At 66.8% G+C, this 20,474-nt stretch carries 15 protein-coding genes; 8 read left to right on the top strand and 7 right to left on the bottom strand.

The window, feature by feature from the left end; all coding sequences use genetic code 11:
• Positions 1 to 187: 187 nt before the first annotated feature.
• From J7I89_RS01145 to J7I89_RS01135, 3 genes are all read right to left on the bottom strand, one after another.
• Positions 188 to 1,612 carry an HNH endonuclease signature motif containing protein gene (locus J7I89_RS01145; protein WP_251044755.1) on the bottom strand — a complete coding sequence of 475 codons (1,425 nt, stop codon included), beginning with the start codon at positions 1,610 to 1,612 and terminating at the stop codon, positions 188 to 190.
• Between the two features lie 58 nt (positions 1,613 to 1,670).
• Positions 1,671 to 2,555: an aminoglycoside phosphotransferase family protein gene (locus tag J7I89_RS01140; RefSeq protein ID WP_214966594.1), complete on the bottom strand. Its 885-nt coding sequence runs from the start codon at positions 2,553 to 2,555 to the stop codon at positions 1,671 to 1,673.
• A gap of 155 nt (positions 2,556 to 2,710) precedes the next feature.
• Positions 2,711 to 3,058, bottom strand: coding sequence for a YgjV family protein (locus J7I89_RS01135; protein ID WP_214966593.1), 348 nt, complete (start codon positions 3,056 to 3,058; stop codon positions 2,711 to 2,713).
• Positions 3,059 to 3,323: 265 nt separating this feature from the next.
• Between J7I89_RS01135 and J7I89_RS01130 the strand changes: the two genes are divergently transcribed.
• Positions 3,324 to 4,247 carry a LysR family transcriptional regulator gene (locus J7I89_RS01130; RefSeq protein ID WP_214966592.1) on the top strand — a complete coding sequence of 308 codons (924 nt, stop codon included), beginning with the start codon at positions 3,324 to 3,326 and terminating at the stop codon, positions 4,245 to 4,247.
• 131 nt (positions 4,248 to 4,378) lie between these two features.
• On the opposite strand, the gene J7I89_RS01125 is transcribed toward J7I89_RS01130, so the two are convergent.
• The gene (locus tag J7I89_RS01125; RefSeq protein WP_214966591.1) at positions 4,379 to 4,684 is read right to left on the bottom strand and encodes a hypothetical protein; all 306 of its coding nucleotides are present in this window, start codon (positions 4,682 to 4,684) and stop codon (positions 4,379 to 4,381) included.
• Between the two features lie 242 nt (positions 4,685 to 4,926).
• On the opposite strand from J7I89_RS01125, the gene J7I89_RS01120 reads away from it, so the two are divergent.
• From J7I89_RS01120 to J7I89_RS01095, 6 genes are all read left to right on the top strand, one after another.
• Positions 4,927 to 5,553 carry a TetR/AcrR family transcriptional regulator gene (locus J7I89_RS01120; protein WP_214966590.1) on the top strand — a complete coding sequence of 209 codons (627 nt, stop codon included), beginning with the start codon at positions 4,927 to 4,929 and terminating at the stop codon, positions 5,551 to 5,553.
• Between the two features lie 98 nt (positions 5,554 to 5,651).
• Positions 5,652 to 7,190, top strand: a complete 1,539-nt coding sequence (locus tag J7I89_RS01115) for an aldehyde dehydrogenase family protein (protein WP_214966589.1) — start codon at positions 5,652 to 5,654, stop codon at positions 7,188 to 7,190.
• The gene (locus J7I89_RS01110) at positions 7,191 to 8,831 is read left to right on the top strand and encodes a GMC family oxidoreductase (protein WP_214966588.1); all 1,641 of its coding nucleotides are present in this window, start codon (positions 7,191 to 7,193) and stop codon (positions 8,829 to 8,831) included.
• Positions 8,832 to 8,924: 93 nt separating this feature from the next.
• Positions 8,925 to 10,532: an APC family permease gene (locus J7I89_RS01105; RefSeq protein ID WP_214966587.1), complete on the top strand. Its 1,608-nt coding sequence runs from the start codon at positions 8,925 to 8,927 to the stop codon at positions 10,530 to 10,532.
• Between the two features lie 144 nt (positions 10,533 to 10,676).
• Entirely contained in the window at positions 10,677 to 11,234 is a 558-nt protein-coding gene (locus tag J7I89_RS01100; RefSeq protein WP_214966586.1) for a hypothetical protein, read from the top strand.
• Complete coding sequence (locus J7I89_RS01095) at positions 11,231 to 14,071, top strand: ATP-binding cassette domain-containing protein (RefSeq protein ID WP_214966585.1); 2,841 nt, start codon at positions 11,231 to 11,233, stop codon at positions 14,069 to 14,071. The genes J7I89_RS01100 and J7I89_RS01095 overlap by 4 nt, the downstream gene beginning before the upstream one ends.
• On the opposite strand, the gene metH is transcribed toward J7I89_RS01095, so the two are convergent.
• A complete protein-coding gene (gene metH, locus J7I89_RS01090; RefSeq protein WP_214966584.1) occupies positions 14,061 to 17,711 on the bottom strand; it encodes a methionine synthase in 3,651 nt (1,216 codons plus the stop codon). The genes J7I89_RS01095 and metH overlap by 11 nt on opposite strands.
• A gap of 145 nt (positions 17,712 to 17,856) precedes the next feature.
• A complete protein-coding gene (locus tag J7I89_RS01085) occupies positions 17,857 to 18,636 on the bottom strand; it encodes an SDR family NAD(P)-dependent oxidoreductase (RefSeq protein ID WP_214966658.1) in 780 nt (259 codons plus the stop codon).
• An 83-nt stretch (positions 18,637 to 18,719) separates the two neighbouring features.
• On the opposite strand from J7I89_RS01085, the gene J7I89_RS01080 reads away from it, so the two are divergent.
• Positions 18,720 to 19,325: a TetR/AcrR family transcriptional regulator gene (locus J7I89_RS01080; RefSeq protein ID WP_214966583.1), complete on the top strand. Its 606-nt coding sequence runs from the start codon at positions 18,720 to 18,722 to the stop codon at positions 19,323 to 19,325.
• A 27-nt stretch (positions 19,326 to 19,352) separates the two neighbouring features.
• On the opposite strand, the gene J7I89_RS01075 is transcribed toward J7I89_RS01080, so the two are convergent.
• Positions 19,353 to 20,447 (bottom strand): phosphotransferase, encoded by a 1,095-nt coding sequence (locus tag J7I89_RS01075; RefSeq protein ID WP_214966582.1) that lies wholly within the window; start codon positions 20,445 to 20,447, stop codon positions 19,353 to 19,355.
• Between the last annotated feature and the right edge of the window lie 27 nt (positions 20,448 to 20,474).

Here is a 20,474-nt window from a genome sequence, read left to right as displayed (position 1 = left end):
CAATGAGGAACTACAAGCGTCCACGCCGCCGGCCGCCAACTCATCGATCATGGATTCGGGAACACGGGTCTTGGGCCGCGGACGTCGTAATGCAGCCCACCACGGCACCGTTGTAATCGCGCACCAGTGCCGAGACGCCGAACTCTTCCGGCGTGGTGAAGCCGGGCAGGACCATGGAGAGTCGACCCTACGCCGCGGTGAACAGTGCCCAGTCATGCAAGGGATCCACCGGTAATGGTGGCCCGGTCTCTCCGGGTCCGGCGCCACGTGCAAGTACGTCCGGCCAGTATGGTGGTTCCCAGTCCTGCTGTTCGCTGGGATAGGAGCGCCCGGCGGGTGAGATCCAGCCGGGTGGCTGGTCCCGGGTGGCGTCGACCGGCCTCCACGCTGTCGCGTGTCTGAGCCGGTGGTGCCTCGGGCATGGCTGACCCAGATTGGTGATGCCGGTGCCGCCTCCCTCGGACCAAGCCAGCAGATGGTCCGCTTCGTTGTCCAAAGAATGGTTGCTGCAGCCGGGAAAAGGGCACCGGCCATCCCGAAGCCGCAACCATTGGCGCATCGTCTTCGGAACCCGGTAGCTGGTGCGTCCGATCTCCAGCGGCGCTCCGCTGCGGGGATCTGTCAGCACCCGCAGGAACGATCCGGCACCATCCGCGACAAGCCGGCGGGCCATGCTCGGCGGAACGGGACCATACCCGTCCAGCGTGGCCGGTTCCGTCACGGCGCCCAGAAGCGATAACACGGGAACGGTCACCAAAACCTGCGCCTTGGGTGACGGAGTTCCTTCGGCCACCCCCACTAGCAGCCAGTCAGCGGCGACGTCTGCACGGAGCTGGGGCAGGGTCCGGGATTCGGCCGGCCCCTGCAGGGCACGCGCCGCTTCCGTGGCACGGGACCACACAGCCGACGCCACATCCGCAGTCACGTAGGCCGAGAGCCAGGCCATGCCGTCCCGGTCCGGGACAAATTCCAGCCGGCGGTCCTCCACACCCTTGCGGTGGCGCGCTTCGATGCTTACAGGATGGTGCCGCTCACGCCAGCTGCGCGCTTTGGCACGGAACCTGCCCGGCACCAGCTGTCCCGCCGGGCAGCCACGCGCAGCAAAGGGGGCTTCGGGGTCCAGGAAATGAGCCTCCAAGGCAGCAGCCGCGGAGGGGTCCAGGCCGGATGTTTCATCACACATCACGCGCGCGTGCTGCCATGAAATGCTCCCTGCACGCAGCGCAGCGAGAGTCAGTGGCAACCCGGTGGTCAGGGTGGCTGACTCCGCCAGGAGCGCCGCCGCCGATCTTTCACTCACAGTCAGGACACAGGCCACCTCTGCTGTCACCGCCATCACTTGGGCGGTGCGCTCCTGCGGGGAAACGGCCGGGGCCGCCATGGCTGCGGCGGCGTTGGCGTATCCGTCGGCGAAGTGCACTTTCAGCGCGGCCATTCCGGCTTCCACCCGGGCCACCGCAGCCATACCGTCCAGGCACGCGTCCGCTTCGTCCTGAAGCGGGTCAGCACCAACCGGGGCCAGGGTCCCGTCCGCGCGACCGGCACATTCAGCCAACGCAGCAAGGGAAACCTCCATGGCCTCCAACGTCTCCGCAACGGCTTTGCATTCCATACCCACAGCATGACTGCAGCCACTGACATTAACGCCGGCGTCAGAGTTGCAGGCAAAGTCAGCCTTCCAGGATCTGCCTGATCCCGAACTCTCCCACAGCGAACATCCGCGGATTATCGTCGGAGTTGCTCAGCATGGCAGTGGACAGGATGAGAGCCCAGCCCCGGGCCCTCATCCAGGTGTCCCTTTCCACTGCGGAGCCAAAGGCGCCCATGAAGCGGTGGCGGGCGCCGGCGTCGAACATCAGCCACCCCACCGCAAGATCAACAGCCGGGTCCCCCGCCCCGACGTCGCCGAAATCGATGACGCCCGCCAGCGAGCCGTCGTCCGCCAGCAGGATATTGCCCGGGTGAAGATCCCCGTGGAGCATCGTCGCCGGGCCATCCCAGGCTTTAGCGGCACAGGCCTGCGCCCACGCCGCTTTCAGCGCTGCTGCCTGCGGGTAGCGTTCGCGGTCCCCGAGCCGTTCCACCACCCCAGAGTCACGGTCCGTCAGGGGCACGCCGCGGAAAGGATTCACCGGGACGCCGGTTTCGGCGGGCACGTGGAGGGACAGGAGGAAATCGGCCAGGCCTTCAGCGGCCGGCCCGCGGTCTGCTGGGCCGACGTCGGCCGCGGCGGTTCCGGGGACCCACCGCACTATGCTCCACGGCCAAGGAAAGTCCGACGTCGGCCGGCCGGCATGGACGGGGACAGGAACCGGAACCGGGGAGCGGCGGGCTATGTCGGGAAGGTAGCGCCGCTCATGCAGTATCAGCGAAACGGCCTCCGCCCTGCGCGGCAGCCTGATGGCCAGGTCGTCGCCGATCCGGAAGGTCGCGTTGTCCCAGCCATTCGCCACCCGCGCTAAAGGACGATCGCCGAGGTCGGGCCGCTGGTCCCGGACGAGGCACTGGACGACGGTGTCACTCACTTCCACCGTTGCCGGTGGCATTCCCGCCATTCAGAGGTCCGCCTTCCTGGTCCCTGCGATGTAATCCGGCCCTTTCCCTTGTCCGAATATAGTTCAAGATCCCGAGAGCAGATGGGGGCGCGGAACGTGGTCAGCGTGGAGGAATTAGAACCAGACGACGGCGGGGACCGCCCGCCGTCGTCTGCTTAAGTAAAGCTGGCTGCTCGAGGCCCTTCAACGATGGCCAGTTGGCCGGTGGTGTCAGGGACGCCAGGAAACTGCACCTGCGGGGCCTCAGCAGCGGCCGCCGGCGACTCCTGCCCAGAGCGCATGCGAAGAAGTGCGACCGCGGAAATGAGGAACCAGGCGATATTGGTGACCACGGACGGCCATGCTTCGTGGAAGGCACCATTGATAATGAAGGCACAAGCACCCAGGAGATTCGAGGTCTGGAAGCCCTTGCCAGCCTTCAGCCACCCCATGGACACAGCCAGGTACGCACTGAGTATCGCAACCGCGCCTGCCCAGCCGGAAATTTCAAACAGCAGTTCCATGATGTCCTTTCAGGGGTGATGTCCGGGTGCCATCCGCTGGGCGGAGTGGAGATGACGGGCAATATGTTTTTGTTTCGGAAGAGGCGCCGTTGCCGTAGGGATCAGGCATCGCTGGAACAGCGTTTTCTCAGCCGTCCGGGCGGGCCCCCATTCGCTGGACGGTCCAGCCTGTATCCCTTGCCTGGACTTTCAAGAGCAATTATGAGGACGACATGACTGTAGATCAATTGCATTCCTCTGAAGATGTGGTTTAGAACTACTTAACATGGGTATTGATCCGTGCCGACTGCGAGTTCTCCTTGCGGTTGCCCGCACAGGCGGAGTGCTCGCCGCGGCTGACGAACTGGGGATTACGCCCTCCGCCGTGTCCCAGCAGCTCAACAAGCTAGAGGACGAGACGGGGCATGCGCTGGTGGTGCGCACACCCAAAGGCTCGGTTTTGACACCCGCCGGCCTGGCCGTTGCAGAAGCCGGCGAAGAGATCGAACGCGCACTCAGCGTCGCCCGCGCCCGGATAGAGGGCGGGGCCAAGGTCGCAGGGGTGGTGCGGGTAGGCGGATTCACCAGCTTTGTCCGCACGGTGGTGATCCCGCGCCTGCCCGAGTGGCGCATCCGGTACGCGCAATTGCAGATCCGGATGGTTGAAGACGACTTCCCTGCCTTGTTACGCATGCTCCGGCAGCGCGCGCTCGACGCCGTTGTGGTCGAGCTCGATTCGATGACGGCCGGCCAACGTTCACTTTCCGCCGGAATGATCGAGGAGCCCCTACTGGACGAGCCCTGGAAACTGGTGGTTCCCGCGGGTGCACTGCTCACCACCGAGAACATCGACCTTGGCCATCTGCCGCTTCCGTGGCTCGGCGTCGACTCCTCAGCCGCCAACGCTTCGGTGCTCGGTCGGATCCGTCAGTCCACGGGCGCCCAGAAGGAGACGGTGCATCAGTACCAGGAAACGCTGACCGCACTGGCACTCGTCGCGGCGGGCGAGGGTGTCGCCATCGTACCCACCTTGGCGTTGAGCGGCGTCAGCCATGACGGGGTGGACGTCTTGGACGTCCCTGGACTGGGCACGCGACGCATCGTCCTGCGACGGTTCGACCGGCGGCGGTCAGCCAGCATGCCCGTGGACACAGTCGCGCGCCTGCTACGGGAATCGGCGGCGGCGTTCGACACGCGGTCGACATCCTGACCGGCCTGTTCGGGGCAGTCCGGCCGAACAGGCGCGTTCGGGAGTGAGCGGACGACGGCGGAATGTCCCGCCGTCGTGCGCTTACTTTTGGTGCCGCTCCCCTACAGCGCCGACCACCGGATTCTCAGCGGTCAGCCCGCGCCCTGGCCCTCGCGGGCCACCTCCTCCAGAATCCTGGCTGTCGGCGACGCCGTCATCAGCTGCCCTATCACCTCCGGTTTGTCCCACACGTCGCTGCGGAGCCGTTCCAGAAAGAGGGTCGCAGCATCCTTGGTGTCGAAGTCGAGGAGCACAGCCACGCTGTTCTGGTCGTCTGTATCCCGGAACAGGCGGACAGACCTGGCGCCCGAGGCGGCGCGGCCTGCAGGATCGCTGTCGAATACTTTCTTGAAAGCCTCATAGTCCCGGACCGGATAGCTGATCTGCAATGTGAACATCGTCGTTCCTTTCCCTCGGGCTGTCAGGTCAAAGATAGGCCTTCCAGCGTCATCCCGGTAGGGCCGAAGGGCGGCCTTGAACAGGTGCTGCGTCGTCCTCCCGCCGTCGTCCGCTTGCACTTGGCATCGCTCGCTGAGCCCATGAACTGGTCCTGCCTTTTGGCGGGTGCGTGCGACGACGCAGCAAGGTCATGCGGCCCCGGAAAGTGCACTCGTTACGGGTTAGGCAATAGTCTGGCCAGATGGGGATCAATGCCGTGAATTCCGGCGAACAGATGGACAGGCAATCGCGCATTCTCGAGGCGGCGCTGGATCTGCTGTCCCGCCATGGGATTTCGGGTGTGAGCATGCGGGCCGTGGCCCGCGAAGCCGGCGTCGCGCTCGGCCTGGTGAACTACTACTACGACGACAAGACGAGCCTGATACGGGCAGCCCTGCGTCGGGTAGACGAGCACGACCTTCTGCTGGTGGCGCCCGACCCATCGTCAGACCCGGAGGAACAGCTGCGCCAGGCCCTGCGGCGAGTGGCAGCCGCTGATCTGCTGACCACCCGCTATCTGTCCCTGCGCCTGCACCTTTGGGCCCTCGCCCAAGCGGACGAGGGCTATGCACAGATCAACGCCGAGGCCTTCGACCGCTATCTCGACGGCCTCGCTGCACTGGTTTCCAACGCCCAACCCGATCTTTCATGGGAGGCATGCAGGGAGCGGGCGGCTGACATTGTCGTCATCCAAAACGGCATGTGGCTGACAACGCTTCTCGGCGTTGATGAGGCCTCTATCCAGCGAAGCATCGCCCGCACGGAGCAAATCGCCTTCGCGCCGCTTCAGGACCACACCATCAAGGACCACGGGCTGCACGAGTCCTGAACCACCGGCAACGGGCAGAGTGAGCTCCACAAGTAGCATTGAACAAATGTTCAAAAAAGGGATTGAACACTCGTTCAATCTCCGCTATTGTCCTTCGTATGACTTACGCCACACCCCTTCGGGACGTCGCCCAAACCAAAAAAACTGAAACAGCATCCACCCTGTTCATCAACGGTGCATGGGAGCCAGCCGCCTCCGGCGCTGTCCGCGAAATCCGCAACCCCGCCGACGGTGAACTGGTGGCCACGGTGTCGGAGGCCGGCCGGGAAGACGCGGAACGCGCCATCGCCGCAGCCCGTGCAGCCTTCGACTCCGGAACCTGGTCGAATGTCCCGGCACCCGAGCGCGGCACCTTTTTGCTCAAGGTCGCCGCCGGACTGCGCGAACGCCGGGAAAAGTTCGCCCGCGCCGAGTCGCTGGACACAGGCAAGCGCATGGTCGAAAGCCGCATCGACATGGACGACATTGCCGCCTGCTTCGAGTACTTCGGCAGGCTCGCCGGGCAGCAGGCGGGCCGCATGGTCGACGCCGGGAACCCCGCTGTCGTCAGCAAAGTCGTCTACGAACCCGTGGGCGTCTGCGGCCTGATCACGCCGTGGAACTACCCCCTGCTCCAGGCGGCGTGGAAGATCGCACCCGCACTGGCCGCCGGCTGCACCTTCGTCCTCAAGCCCTCCGAGCTGACCCCGTCCACGGCCATCCTGGCCATGCAGCTGCTGCAGGACCTCGGCCTGCCGGACGGCGTCGCCAACCTCGTGACCGGACCCGGCGCGGGGGCGGGCGCACCGCTCTCGGAACACCCCGCCGTCGACCTCGTCTCCTTCACGGGCGGGCTGGAGACCGGCAAGCGCATCGCGGCGGCCGCCGCCGGCACCGTCAAGAAGGTTGCCCTGGAGCTTGGCGGGAAGAACCCCAACGTGGTGTTCGCGGACGCGGACTTCGACGCCGCCGTCGACAATGCTCTGAACGGCGCGTTCGTCCACTCCGGGCAGGTCTGCTCCGCCGGGGCGCGGCTGGTGGTGGAGGAATCGATCGCCGAACGCTTCGTGGACGAGTTGGTCCGCCGTGCCCGGGACATCCGGCTCGGCGGGCCATTCGATGACGCGGCAGAAACCGGGCCGCTGATTTCCGCGGCCCACCGCGACAAAGTCCACGCCTATGTCCAGCGCGGCATCCAGGAGGGTGCGCGGCTGCGGACCGGCGGTGCGGCGCCGCAAGGAGAAAAGTACGACGGCGGGTTCTACTACCAGCCGACAGTCCTGGACCGCGTGGAAAGAGGCATGTCCGTGGTCATCGACGAGGCGTTCGGCCCGGTGGTGACGGTGGAAACGTTCCGCACCGAGGACGAAGCGATAGCGACCGCCAACGACACGATCTACGGCCTGGCCGGCGCGGTCTGGACCCAGGATGCCGGCAAGGCGCAGCGCGTGGCATCCCGGCTGCGGCACGGCACGGTCTGGATCAACGACTACCACCCCTACCTCCCCCAGGCCGAGTGGGGCGGCTTCGGCCAGTCCGGCGTCGGCCGCGAGCTGGGCCCCACGGGCCTGGCCGAATACCAGGAAGCCAAGCACATCTACCAGAACACCAGCCCGCAGGTAACCGGCTGGTTTGCTGACCACGGCAAGGAGAACTAGATGCATTACGACAACATCGACGACGTCACCGAGCGCGGGTTCGACTACGTCGTCATCGGCGGCGGATCCGCGGGTGCCGCCGTCGCCGCCCGGCTGAGCGAGGATCCGGACGTTACCGTGGCCCTCGTGGAGGCCGGCCCGGATGACCGCAACCTGCCCGAAATCCTGCAGCTGGACCGCTGGATGGAGCTGCTCGAATCCGGCTACGACTGGGACTACCCGGTGGAACCGCAGGAAAACGGCAACTCCTTCATGCGCCACGCCCGTGCCAAGGTGATGGGCGGCTGCTCGAGCCACAACTCCTGCATCGCGTTCTGGGCTCCCCGTGAAGACCTGGATGAGTGGGAGTCCAAGTACGGCGCCACCGGCTGGAACGCCGACTCCGCCTGGCCGCTCTACCAGCGGCTTGAAACCAACGAGGACGCCGGCCCGGACGCGCCGCACCACGGCGACTCCGGCCCCGTGCACCTCATGAACGTACCCCCGGCGGATCCAGCCGGCGTCGCGCTCCTGGACGCCTGCGAACAGGCCGGCATCCCCCGCGCAAAGTTCAACAGCGGAACCACCGTCATCAACGGCGCCAACTTCTTCCAGATCAACCGCCGCGCGGACGGCACCCGGGCCTCCAGCTCGGTCTCCTACATCCACCCCATCATCGACCGCGAAAACTTCACCCTGCTGACAGGCCTTCGCGCCCGCCAGCTTGTGTTCGACGCGGACAAGCGCTGCACCGGCGTGGACGTGGTGGACTCCACATTCGGCCGGACCCACCGGCTCGCCGCGCACCGCGAGGTCATCCTGTCCACCGGCGCCATCGACTCCCCCAAGCTGCTCATGCTCTCCGGCATCGGCCCCGCAGCCCACCTCGCCGCGCACGGCATCGAGGTCCTGGTGGACTCCCCCGGCGTTGGCGAGAACCTGCAGGACCACCCCGAAGGCGTGGTCCAGTTCGAGGCCAAGCAGCCCATGGTACAAACCTCTACCCAGTGGTGGGAGATCGGTATCTTCACCCCCACCGAGGACGGCCTGGACCGTCCGGACCTGATGATGCACTACGGTTCCGTCCCGTTCGACATGAACACCCTGCGGCACGGCTACCCCACAACGGAGAACGGCTTCAGCCTCACCCCGAACGTCACGCACGCCCGCTCCCGTGGCACCGTCAGGCTGCGCAGCCGCGATTTCCGCGACAAGCCCATGGTGGATCCGCGCTATTTCACGGATCCCGAAGGCCACGACATGCGGGTCATGGTGGCCGGCATCCGCAAGGCCCGCGAAATCGCCGCACAGCCCGCCATGGCCGAATGGGCCGGCCGCGAGCTCTCGCCCGGCGTCGAGGCGCAGACGGACGAGGAGCTGCGGGAGTACATCCGCAAGACCCACAACACCGTGTACCACCCGGTGGGCACGGTCCGGATGGGGCCGGCCGACGACGGGATGTCACCGCTGGATCCCGAGCTGCGGGTCAAGGGCGTCACCGGCCTGCGCGTGGCGGATGCCTCCGTGATGCCTGAACACGTCACCGTCAACCCCAACATCACCGTCATGATGATCGGCGAGCGCTGCGCCGAGCTCATCCGCGCCGGCCACACCGGTGGCGCTGTAAGGAAAGAGGTGGAGCTCAGCCCGTCCTTCGCCTGAGAGGCAAGTTCCGGAGGCTATTGATTTCACCCGCATCCAATGGCGGCTGCGGGTTGCATCGTCGTACTTTTCTGACTTAGGAGTTCACACATTATGGAACCCAGCAAGAGTATTGATTCAAGCGGCATGGACGAATTTGGCTACACCCAGACCCTGGACCGGAGCATCGGCAAGTTTGCCAGCTTCGCCGCAGGCGTCAGTTACATCTCCATCCTTACCGGTGTCTTTCAACTGTTTTACTTCGGTTTTTCCATGGCCGGCCCGGCGTACGCCTGGTCCTGGCCCATCGTGTTCGTCGGCCAACTGATGGTGGCGCTGTGCTTTGCCGAGCTGGCCGGCCGCTACCCCGTGGCGGGATCGGTCTACAACTGGGCCAAGCGGCTCGCGTCGGGGACCTCGTCCTGGCTGGCGGGCTGGCTGCTCCTGCTCTCCTCCATCATGGCGCTCGGATCCGTGGCCCTGGCCCTGCAGCTCACCCTGCCGCAGCTCTGGTCCGGCTTCCAGTTCGTCGGTGACGGCACCGGCCCCTACGACTTCGCCATGAATGGCGTGGTGCTGGCCACCATCATGATCACCATCTCCACACTCATCAATGCATTCGGCGTGAAGCTGATGACCAGGATCAACAGCATCGGCGTCTTCGTGGAGCTGATCGCGGCCGTCCTGCTGATCCTCGCGCTGGGCTGGCATGTTGTGCGGGGCCCGGAGGTCTTTTTCGAAACCAACGGTTTCGGCGAGGGTCACGACCTCGGCTTCTTCGGCGTCTTCCTCATCGGCGCCATGGCTTCGGGCTACGTCATGTACGGCTTCGATACCGCCAGCTCCCTTGGCGAGGAAACGAAGGACCCCAAGCGCACCGCGCCCAAGGCAATCCTACGCGCCGTCACTGCCTCGTTCCTGCTGGGCGGGCTGATCCTGCTCTTCGGCATCCTGGCCGCACCGGACCTGACCGACCCGCAGGTGGGGGCTGCCGACGGCGGCCTGCAGTACATCGTGCTCTCCGTGCTGGGCGGTCCGTTCGGCAAGGCGTTCCTGGCATGCATCGTGGTTGCCGTGGTGGTCTGCACCCTGGCCGTCCACGCCGCTGCCATCCGCATGATGTTTGCCATGGCCCGGGACAACAACCTGCCGTTCAGCAGGCAGCTCAGCAAGGTGGATCCGGTCCGCAGGACCCCCAAGGTCGCGGCGATCGTGATCGGGGTCATGGCCGTCATCCCGCTGCTGGTCAACGTCATGCAGCCGGCTATCTTCACCATCCTGTCCAGCATCAGCATCGTCCTGATCTACCTGTCCTATCTCCTGGTCACGGTTCCCCTGCTGCGGAAGCGGCTGCTGAAGCAGTGGCCGCTGCGGGATGAGCAGTCCGAAGCCGGGTTCACAACAGGCAAATGGGGACTGCCGGTGAACATCCTCGCGGTCCTCTGGGGCGGGGCCATGACGGTGAATCTGGTCTGGCCCCGGCCTGAGATCTACAACTCCGTGCCGCCGTTCGAGTGGTACCTGCAGTGGGGCGGGGTGATCTTCGTGGCCGCCGTGATCATTGGCGGGACCCTGCTCTACCGCCTGAAGATCCGCCACCAGACCGGGGTGCTGGCCGAGCACGCCGCGGCAGTCGCAGCACATCCGTCGTCGGGCGCCGCGCAGTACGAAGCCCCGGAGGACGGACTCGCAGTCAAGATGGCCGCGTCGGAAGCTTCGTAACGCCCCCGGAAGGGTCGACGGCGGCACTCACCTGAGCGCCGTCGTCGGCCCTTTTGCGTCAGTGGCCCCCGTGCATATGAGTGACCTAACGTCACACAACGCGAAGGCATCCGGATCCGGACAAGCACGCCCTACCCTTGACACGTGACTTTGACTAAGATCCGCACCGCCGCCGCGAGCTCCCTCGCCGCCGCAGGTCTCCTGTTTACCCTCGCCGCCTGTTCCACCCCGGCCGCCACCCAGCCGACCACCTCTGCACCGGTGTCCACGGCAACGGCTTCATCCAGCGCAGCCTCCGGGACCTGCGCCGGTGTGAAGGTCATCGTCGATTCGGGCTCCCTGAAGCAGGCGGTCGCTGACACGTCGGTTTGCGTGCCCGTGGACGCGCCGACGCTCGCTTCCAAGGTGCTCGACGAGGCAAAGGTGAAAACCGAGGGCACTGCCGAATATCCCAAGGAACTGGTGTGCCGTGTGAACGGTGTGCCCGCCGCAGACCTCGACATCGCCCACAAGGGCGGCACGTACCGGGAAGAATGCAGCAAGATGCCCGCCGCCTTCGCCTACTGGGCGCTCTGGGTTAAGCCGGCCTCCGGTGAATGGGGATACGCGCAGGAAGGCCTCGCCACCCTGAAGGTGGGCCCGGGAGAGAGCCTCGAGCTGCTCTACACTGTCGACGGCGCACCGGCCACCCCTGCGGCATGACCTTTCGGCCCGCGCCGTTACGCGCAGCGGCGGCTCTCGCCGTCGTTTTCATCGCGGCACGGGTCATCTATCGCATCCTTTTCAACGGGGCGGGCGTTGGTGGACCGGTCCTGCTCAACCTGCCGGCGGTGCCGCTGCCTGCCCCGTACGCCCATGTGGTCCTTCTCGGTCCGGTAACCGCGCCCGGGCTGTGGGAGGCGGTCCTGTCCGCCCTGCCGATTGCCGGGATGTTCCTCGCTTTCGGGCTGCTCAATGCCTGGGTGGACGTGGCCCGCGGCTTCGTGCACCTGGCCCGCCGTGGCCCCATGCAGGGCATAGCCCGGATGCTTGTGGTGGCCTGGGCGGCGCTCCCGGCGCTCGCCGACGCCGTAACCTCCGTACGCCTGGCCTTTCGGTTGCGGGGCGAACGCTTCGGACCCCGCGCCCTTGTGCCCGTGCTCGAGCGCACCCTTGAGCACGCGGGCCGGGTTGCCGCGGCCCTGGAGCTGCGCGGATTCGGGAGCCGCGCAGCCAATCAGCCCATCCGCGGTACCGAGCCACCGCTTCTCGTCCGGGACGCAAAGTTCCGCATCGGCGACGCGCAGGTTCGCGTCGCCGGGTTCACGCCGTCGAGCGGGTCAATCACGGTCATTACCGGGCCGACGGGCTCCGGCAAGTCCACCATCCTGCGGGGTATCGCCGGCATCCTCTCACACGTTGACGGGGGAGAAATTTCCGGCACCGTGCGCGTCGCCGGAACGGACCGTGCCACCACGCCGCCGCGCGATACCGCCCGCCTCATCGGCGTCGTACTGCAGAATCCCCGCGCCGCATTCGCCTCTACCCGGGTCCGGGACGAAATCTCCCTCGCACTTGAGCTGCGCGGCATGGCATCCGGGACCGCCAAGGCCCGGGTGCTGGAGGTCGCTGAGCGGATCGGTGTGTCGGCGCTGCTGGATCGCAATGTCAGCACCCTCTCGGCGGGTGAGGCAACGCTCGTGGCCATCGCCGCCGCCGTGGTGGAGCATCCGGCCCTGCTCCTGGTTGATGAGCCCCTGGCCGACCTTGACACCGCAGCACGCGGACACGTCATCGCCGTGCTCAACGCCCTCGCCCGCGACGACGGTGTCTGCGTCATCGTGGCGGAACACCGGGCGCAGCCGATCGTACCTATTGCCGACTCGTGGTGGACCATCGACGACGGCGCCCTGGTGCCGGGTGCTGCGCCATCCGCTTCCCCGACGGTTGCGCATCCAACGCCGGCACAGCCAGCGGAGCAAGTGCCCGTCCTGACCGCGGCAAATCTCGCGGTGCACCGCAAGGGCACGCCGCTCGTGCGCGACGCATCCCTGACCCTGCACCGCGGTGAAGTGGTGGCCCTGGTGGGGCCGAACGGGGCCGGGAAGTCGTCCCTTCTGGTGGCGCTCGCCCTCGGAGAAGGCACACTCACTGAAGGCACGGTCGGTGAAGGAACGGTCGACGGCGGCCGCGTCGCCCTCGTCCCGGACGCCTCGGACGACCTCTTCACGAGGGATACCGTCGCAGCCGAGCTCCGCGCGGCCGAGCGGCGCGCACGGCGTCGCTCTGACTCACGATCTGCGGATTCAATGCCTGCGATGTCACGCCTTGCGCGCCTGCGGGGAGACGTTCGGATTCCCATTGGACACGAGCATCCCCGGGACCTCTCTGCAGGAGAGCGCAGGATCCTTGCCATCGCTCTGCAGACCATGGACGACCCCCAGGTGCTCCTGATCGATGAGCCGACCCGCGGACTCGACCCTGCCGCGCGCACAGCAGTCTCGGCGGCGCTGCGGGCCGCAGCGGACTCAGGCGCGGCGGTCCTGATCGCCACGCACGACCTCGACTTTGCACACGGCCTCGGCGCCCGGATCCTCCCGATGCGTGACGGCGTCGCCCCCTCAACCGTGGCGGCCAACACGCCGGAACCGCCCCTCCCGCTTCCCCGGCAAGCGGGTGCCGGACCGAGGCCACGGGTCATCGAACAAACAGACACCCGGGGGGCGGCAAGACAGCGCCGCGTCCGGATGCCGCGGGGCGTCGAGCTTGCGGTTCTCGCAGCAGCAAACCTTCTGGCCCTCGCAGCATTCTGTTGGCCTTTACTGGCCGCGGCCCTTCCGGAGGATGCCGCCGCGGCCCTCCCCTATGCGGCGCTGGCCATTGCGCCGCTCGCCGCCGTCGCCATCGTCGTGTCCCTCGACGGCTCGGTCCGCTCCGCACACACGGTGGCCTTGCTCGGTGTCCTGGCCGCCGTAGGTTCGGCGGTGCGGGTGGCGAGCACCGGTGTCGGGGGCGTGGAGGCAGTCTTTATCCTGCTGATCCTGGCCGGCCGGGCCTTCGGGCCCCGTTTCGGCATGCTCCTCGGCGCCGCCACCATCGCCCTCTCAAGCGCCTTGTGGGGTGGCATCGGGCCGTGGACGCCGTTCCAGATCTTCGCCTGTGCGTGGGTGGGCGCGGGGGCCGGCCTGCTCCCCCGGCGGGTGCGGGGCAAGGCCGAACTGTGGATGCTGTGCGGCTACGGCATCCTGGCGTCCTACGTGTTCGGCCTGCTGACCAATCTGTGGTTCTGGCCCTTCGCGGTGGGCGCCGGCACCGGCATCTCCTACGTGCCGGGCGCGCCGCTGGGCACCAACCTCAGCAGCTTCCTGCTCTACTCGCTCGTGACGTCGACGGCGGGCTGGGACACCTTGCGTGGCGTCACCACGATCGTCGGAATCGCTGTGGTGGGGCGGGCCATTCTCGCCGCACTGCGGCGGGTGAAGCCGGTCTCCAGCGTGGGCGGGCAAGCCGGGCAGGCTCACTCCACCCAGGCTAGGGACCGGCTTCAACTCACACCTTGAAGTACTTCGCCTCCGGGTGGTGGAACACGAACGCGTCGGTGGACTGTTCGGGGTGCAGCATCAGCTCATCGCTCAGGACAACGCCCATCCGCTCGGGATGCAGCAGTTCCACTACCTTGCGGCGGTCCTCCATGTCCGGGCAGGCAGGGTATCCGAGCGAGAACCGCGCACCGCGGTAGTCGAGCTTGAACAGGCCGGCCTTATCCTTAGGCTCCTCGGCCTCGAAACCCAGTTCCGAGCGGATGCGTGCGTGCCAGAATTCCGCGAGGGCCTCGGTGAGCTGCATGACCAGGCCATTGAGCTCGTAGTAGTCGCGGTAGTGGTTGCCGGCGAAGAGCTTGGCAGTCACCTCATCGACATTGCCGCCGGCGGTGACCAGCTGCACCGGCAGCACGTCGATCTGACCCGATTCGCGCGAGCGCACGAAGTCGGCGAGGCACAGGTGCCGGTCGCGGCGCTGGCGCGGGAAGTCGAAGCGCAGCCGCTCGGTGCCGATCGGACCGCCTGAGCCGCCGTCGGGGGCGAGCAGGCCCGCGGTGCCGAGTACGCCGTCGCGATCTTCCCCGTGGTGCAGCACCACCACCTGTTCCCCCTCGGAGACCACCGGGAAGTAGCCGTATGCGACGGACGCATCGAGCATTCCCTCGCCGAGGATGCGGTCCATCCAGTACCGCAGGCGCGGCCGGCCCTCGCGTTCCACCAGTTCCTCGTACGAGGCGCCGTCCTCGCCGCGGCCGGGCTTGAGCCCCCACTGCCCCATGAAGGTGGCGCGCTCATCAAGGAAAGCCGCGAAGTCGTGGAGTGCGACGCCGCGCACGATGCGCGTGCCCCAGAACGGCGGCGAAGGCACGTGATTGTCGGAGGCGACGTCGGACCGCCCGGGCATTGCCTCCGGCTCGGTCAGGGTGAGCTTGGCGCCCCTCTGGTGTTTCCGCTTCTTCAGCGCGGGCAGACCGACCTCTGCGGGGTCAGTGCCACGGGCGACCTGCACCAGGGGCTCCATGAGGTCCAGGCCCTCGAAGGCGTCCTTCGCGTAACGGACCTCGCCCTCAAACTGCCCCGCCAGGTCCTGCTCCACGTAGGCGCGGGTAAGGGCAGCGCCACCCAGGATGATCGGCCACCGCTTCGCGAGCCCGCGGGACTGCAGCTCCGCCAGGTTCTCCTTCATCACCACGGTGGACTTCACGAGCAGACCGGACATGCCGATCACGTCCGCGTTGTGCTCCTCGGCCGCGGCGATGATGTCGGCGATCGGCTGCTTGATGCCGAGGTTGATCACCTTGTAGCCGTTGTTGGTGAGGATGATGTCCACCAGGTTCTTGCCGATGTCGTGCACGTCGCCGCGCACGGTGGCGATCACCATGGTGCCCTTGCCCGATGCATCCGATTTCTCCATGTGCGGCTCGAGCAAAGCGACCGCGGTCTTCATCACCTCGGCGGACTGCAGCACGAACGGCAACTGCATCTCGCCCGCACCGAAGCGCTCGCCCACAACCTTCATGCCCTCGAGCAGGTAGTCGTTGATGATGCCGAGCGGGGTCATGCCCTCGGCGCGCGCCAGGTCGAGGTCCTCTTCAAGGCCCTTGCCTTCGCCGTCGATGATGCGCCGCTCCAGGCGCTCGCCGGTGGGCAGCGCCGCAAGTTCCGCGGCGCGCTGGTCCTTCAGCGCTGCGGTGTCGACGCCGGCGAAGAGGTCCAGCATGCTGGCCAGCGGGTCGTAGGTGATGTTGCCGTCGGCGTCGTATTCGCGGCGGTCCCAGACGAGGTCCAAGGCCACCTTGCGCTGCTCCTCCGGCAGTGAAGCGAGCGGCACGATCTTGGCCGCGTCGATGATGCCGCTGGACAGGCCCGCCTGCACGGCCTCGTGCAGGAACACCGAGTTCAGGGCGATGCGCGCTGCCGGGTTCAGGCCGAAGGAGACATTCGAGACGCCGAGCGTGGTGTGGATCCCGGGGTACTTCGCGGTGATCTGCCGGATGGCCTCGATCGTTTCCATGGCATCCCGGCGGGTCTCTTCCTGGCCTGTGGCGATGGGGAAGGTCAGGCAGTCGACGATGATGTCTTCGACGCGCATCCCCCATTCGCCCACCAGGGCGTCGACGAGGCGCGAGGCGATGGCCACCTTGCCCTCGGTGGTGCGTGCCTGGCCGTGTTCGTCGATGGTCAGGGCGATCACGGCGGTGCCGTGTTCCTTCACGAGCGGCATGATGCGCGCGAAACGGCTGTCCGGGCCGTCGCCGTCCTCATAGTTGACGGAGTTGATCACCGGGCGCCCGCCGATGTGTTCGAGCCCGGCTTGCAGCACGTGCGGTTCGGTGGAGTCGATGACGAGAGGGAGCGTGGAGGCCGACGCGAAACGTGAGACGACCTCCTTGATGTCGGCCACGCCGTCGCGCCCCACATAGTCAATGCACACATCGAGCAAGTGCGCGCCATCACGGACTTGCTCGCGGGCGATGTCGACACAGTCGTCCCAACGCTCTTCGAGCATCGCCTGGCGGAACGCCTTCGAGCCGTTCGCGTTGGTGCGCTCGCCAATGGCGAGGTACGCAGACTCCTGGTCGAAATTCACATGATGGTAGAGGGAAGCGATGCCTGCTTCACGCTCGGTGGGGAGGCGGGCGCCGTCGGCGCCCCTCCCGCCGCTGGTGACGGCGGCGCTGCTCCGGAAGGGCGCAAGACGCTCGACGACGGCGGCCATGTGCTCCGGCGTCGTACCGCAACATCCGCCCACGAGGCCCAGGCCGAATTCCCGCACAAACTGCTCGTGCGCGGTGGCGAGTTCGGTGGGCGACAGCGGATAGTGCGCGCCGTCGGCGGTGAGGACCGGCAGGCCGGCGTTGGGCATGCAGGCGATCGCCACGGAGGACTGCTTGGACAGGTGGCGCAGGTGCTCGCTCATCTCATCCGGCCCGGAGGCACAGTTCAGGCCGATGGCGTCGACGCCGAGCGGCTCGAGGGCGGTGAGCGCGGCGCCGATTTCGGAGCCCATCAGCATCGTTCCGGTGGTCTCGACGGTCACTTCGACGAAGATCGGGAGCCGGACGCCGCGGGCCACGATGGCCTGCTTGCAGCCGTTGACCGCGGCTTTGGTCTGCAGGAGGTCCTGGCTGGTTTCGATGAGGAAGGCGTCCGCTCCCCCGTCGATGAGGCCCTCGGCCTGCAGGGCGAAGGTCTGCTTGAGGTAGTCGTAGCTGGTGTGGCCGAGGCTGGGGAGCTTCGTGCCCGGCCCCATCGAGCCCAGGACCCACCGCATCCGTCCGTCTGTTTTTTCTGCCGCCTCAGCACGTTCGCGGGCGATTTCCGCGCCCTTCCGGGCGAGCTCTTCGATCCGGTCGTCGATGCCGTAGTCGGAGAGGTTGGACCAGTTCGCACCGAAGGTGTTGGTTTCGACCGCATCGATGCCCACCGCGAAGTACGCGTCATGGATATCCGCGAGGACATCCGGACGCGTGGCGTTGAGGATCTCGTTGCAGCCTTCCAGCCCCAGGAAGTCGTCCTCGAGCGACAGCTCCCGCCCCTGCAGCATGGTGCCCATCGCGCCGTCGGCAATGACGACCCGGTGGTTCACGGCGTCCAGGAGTTCCTGCGAACGGACGGGGCGGGGGACGGAGTCGATATCAAGCGCAAAACGAGGCATATGAACAGACTACGGGCGGGGCTCAAACATTGGGCCGTGTTTCCGTGTACTACGACGGCGGGTGGCGTGCGGTTCTGCCTTCCACAAAGGCGGAGCGGACGACGGCGGGTCCCGCCGTCGTCCGCTTGCGTTTAATGGAGGTGCTTTACAGCGCGGACCAGCCGCCGTCGGAGGCGAGGATGGCGCCGTTGACGTTGGTGCCGTCGTCGCTGAGCAGGAAGGTGATGGAGGCGGCGAGCTGCGCTGCGGTGGCGGGTGTGGGGACGGTGGCCTGCATCAGCGGGCCGAGGCGTTCGGCTGCGAGCTGGGATCCCCAGTTGGCCACGATGTTGGTGATGGTGGGGCCGGGCGCCACGGCGTTGAAGCGCAGACCCCTCGGCCCGTACATCACGGCCGAGTTCTTGGTCAGGCCGACGACGGCGTGCTTGGACGCGGTGTAGGCGGCGCCGGCGGCGGAACCGCGCAGGCCGGCCTCGGAGGCGACGTTGACCACGGAGCCGGTGCCGGCGTCCAGCATCAGCGGCACCACGGCGCGGGTGAGGCGCATGAGAGCGGTCACGTTGATCCGGAAGACGCGGTCCCAGAGGTCGTCGTCCACCTCGTGGATGGGGGCGAAGTTGTCCATGATGCCGGCGACGTTCGCCAGGGCGTCGACGCGTCCGCCGGCGGCAGCGACGACGGCGGCCACGGTCTCTTCGGTGGAGATGTCGCCGGCCACGGGGACCAGGTCCAGCCCGGCGTTCTCGGCGACCAGGTCGTCCAGGCGTTCCTTGCTGATGTCGGCGGCGATGACGCGGCTGCCTTCCTTGGCGATCCGCAGGGCTGTGGCCTGGCCGATGCCGGAGGCTGCGCCGGTGACGATGACGGTCTTGCCGGCGAAGCGGCCGTTGGTGGTGGCTTCCTGCCACGTAGCTTCGTTGCCCATGATGTCCTTCCAGACGTTGCTGACTGTGATGCCGTCCACCTTATGACACCCTGTGTCATTATGTAAGGGTGAATACTGGTGGGATGCCTTCGGATGCTTTGACGACCGCCGTTCCGCGCTCCACCGGGCGCCCGGCGACGATCGATCCCGACGCCGTGGCCGCCATCGCGCTGCGGCTATTCGCCGAGCGCGGGTACGAGCAGACCTCCATGGAAGACATCGCGCGCGAGGCGGGGATCGGGCGCAAGAGCCTGTACCGCTACTTCTCCAGCAAGGCCGAGCTCATCTGGGGCGGCATGGAGCCGGTGATCGAGGCGTCCGGCCGGGTTCTGGATTCAACCGGCGCTCGTGACGCTTCCGACAGCGATGTCCTGGATGGGCTGCGCGAGGCGGCTGTCGCCGGAGTTGCCGTCCTGCCTGACCTCGCGGTCACGCGGGGCCGGCTGCGCCTGATCGCCGAACACGCTGAACTGGCCAGCCGGAGCTACGAATCCCTGGCGCCGCAGCGGGACCGGGCACGGGCTTACCTTGTTTCTGCCGGGGTTGGCGAGGACGTGGCGGGGTATCTGTGTGCCGCGTTCATCGGGGCGACTTTTGAGGCGTGGATGCAGTGGGCCGCGGGAACCGATCCGGATCCCGTGCCTTATTTGGTGGAGGCTGTTGGGGTGCTGCGGGTGCCGGGCTCATAGCTTCCACGGCCGTCAATCCGGGGCGGCTCACTGTCTCAGTTCCTTTTCGGCCCGTTCCGCGAGGACGGCGAGAGCCAGGGAGAAGCGGCCAGGTAACGGAGAGAGTGCCAGGCGGAGCCAGACGGCGTCCGAGTACGCATCGAACCGGCCCGGACTGACGTGCAGTTCCTCGGCGGCGGCCAGCACCTGCGTGTGAGCCGTCAGATATCTTGCGGGCGTCATGCTGTTATGTCGTAGATGAAGCTCCAGCCGGACGTCCAGGCCGGCCAGATCCCGGGCGGCCTCGTGCCGGGCCGTACTGTCGAAGTCCAGCAATCCGGGCGGGATGTCGCCGTCAGGAACGATGATCTGCTTGTCGTAAAGGTCTCCGTGGGTCCATACCAGCGGATCCGGTGCCGTCCGAAGCAGGTTCATGGCCACATGCTCTGCGGCGGCGCGCAAGGCATCGCGCTGAGACGACAACTCCGGGACGTTTTCATTGTGCCGCAGCCAGTCGTCCACCCGACGACACATTTTCGTGGCTTCCCACTCCGGTGAACGGAGCGGAAGGCTGTCGAGAACGCTTTGCGCTGCGGGACCATAGGAGCCGTTCAGTTCCGCGACCCAGGCGTGCGACCATTTCTCCCACGCCCGGGCGAACGCTTCATCGCCGACGGCGGCGTCCTCCCGGCCCAGCTCGTTCAGAGTCCGTCCCGCGATGGCGCTGAAAACGATGACGTCCTCCTGGGAGCTCTGACGGAGGATTCTGGGTGTTGTGAAGTTGCCGTTGTCCAGTAGGACGTCTATTTGTGCGCAGCGCTCGGCCGGTACGACGGCGCCGCCGGGCTCAAAGATCTTTATGTAGCGGCCCTCCGCCCGGACGACCGCCTGGTGGTGGGGCCAGTACGAAATCAGTTCTCCCTGCTGCGCTTCCCTCCGCAAGGCGGGCAGTCCCGGATCGTCCAACGGGACAAGTTCGAACTGCCCGTGACGCAGATGAGCTCCCCGGACGCCGGGCCGTCCCGGAGTCAGGACCTCCAGTACAAATTCTCCTGGTGTCTTGTCCGGCCATGCCCGCTGAATCAGCCATGTTGTACCGGTATCGTCGTCGGCAGACGCTGGAACGGGGGAGGGCCACTCCATGCCCCCTCCTCCCTGTAACCAGCCACT

Source organism: Arthrobacter sp. ISL-5 (genome assembly GCF_018613835.1).
GTDB lineage: Bacteria > Actinomycetota > Actinomycetes > Actinomycetales > Micrococcaceae > Arthrobacter.
This window is presented reverse-complemented; position numbering and strand designations above follow the sequence as displayed.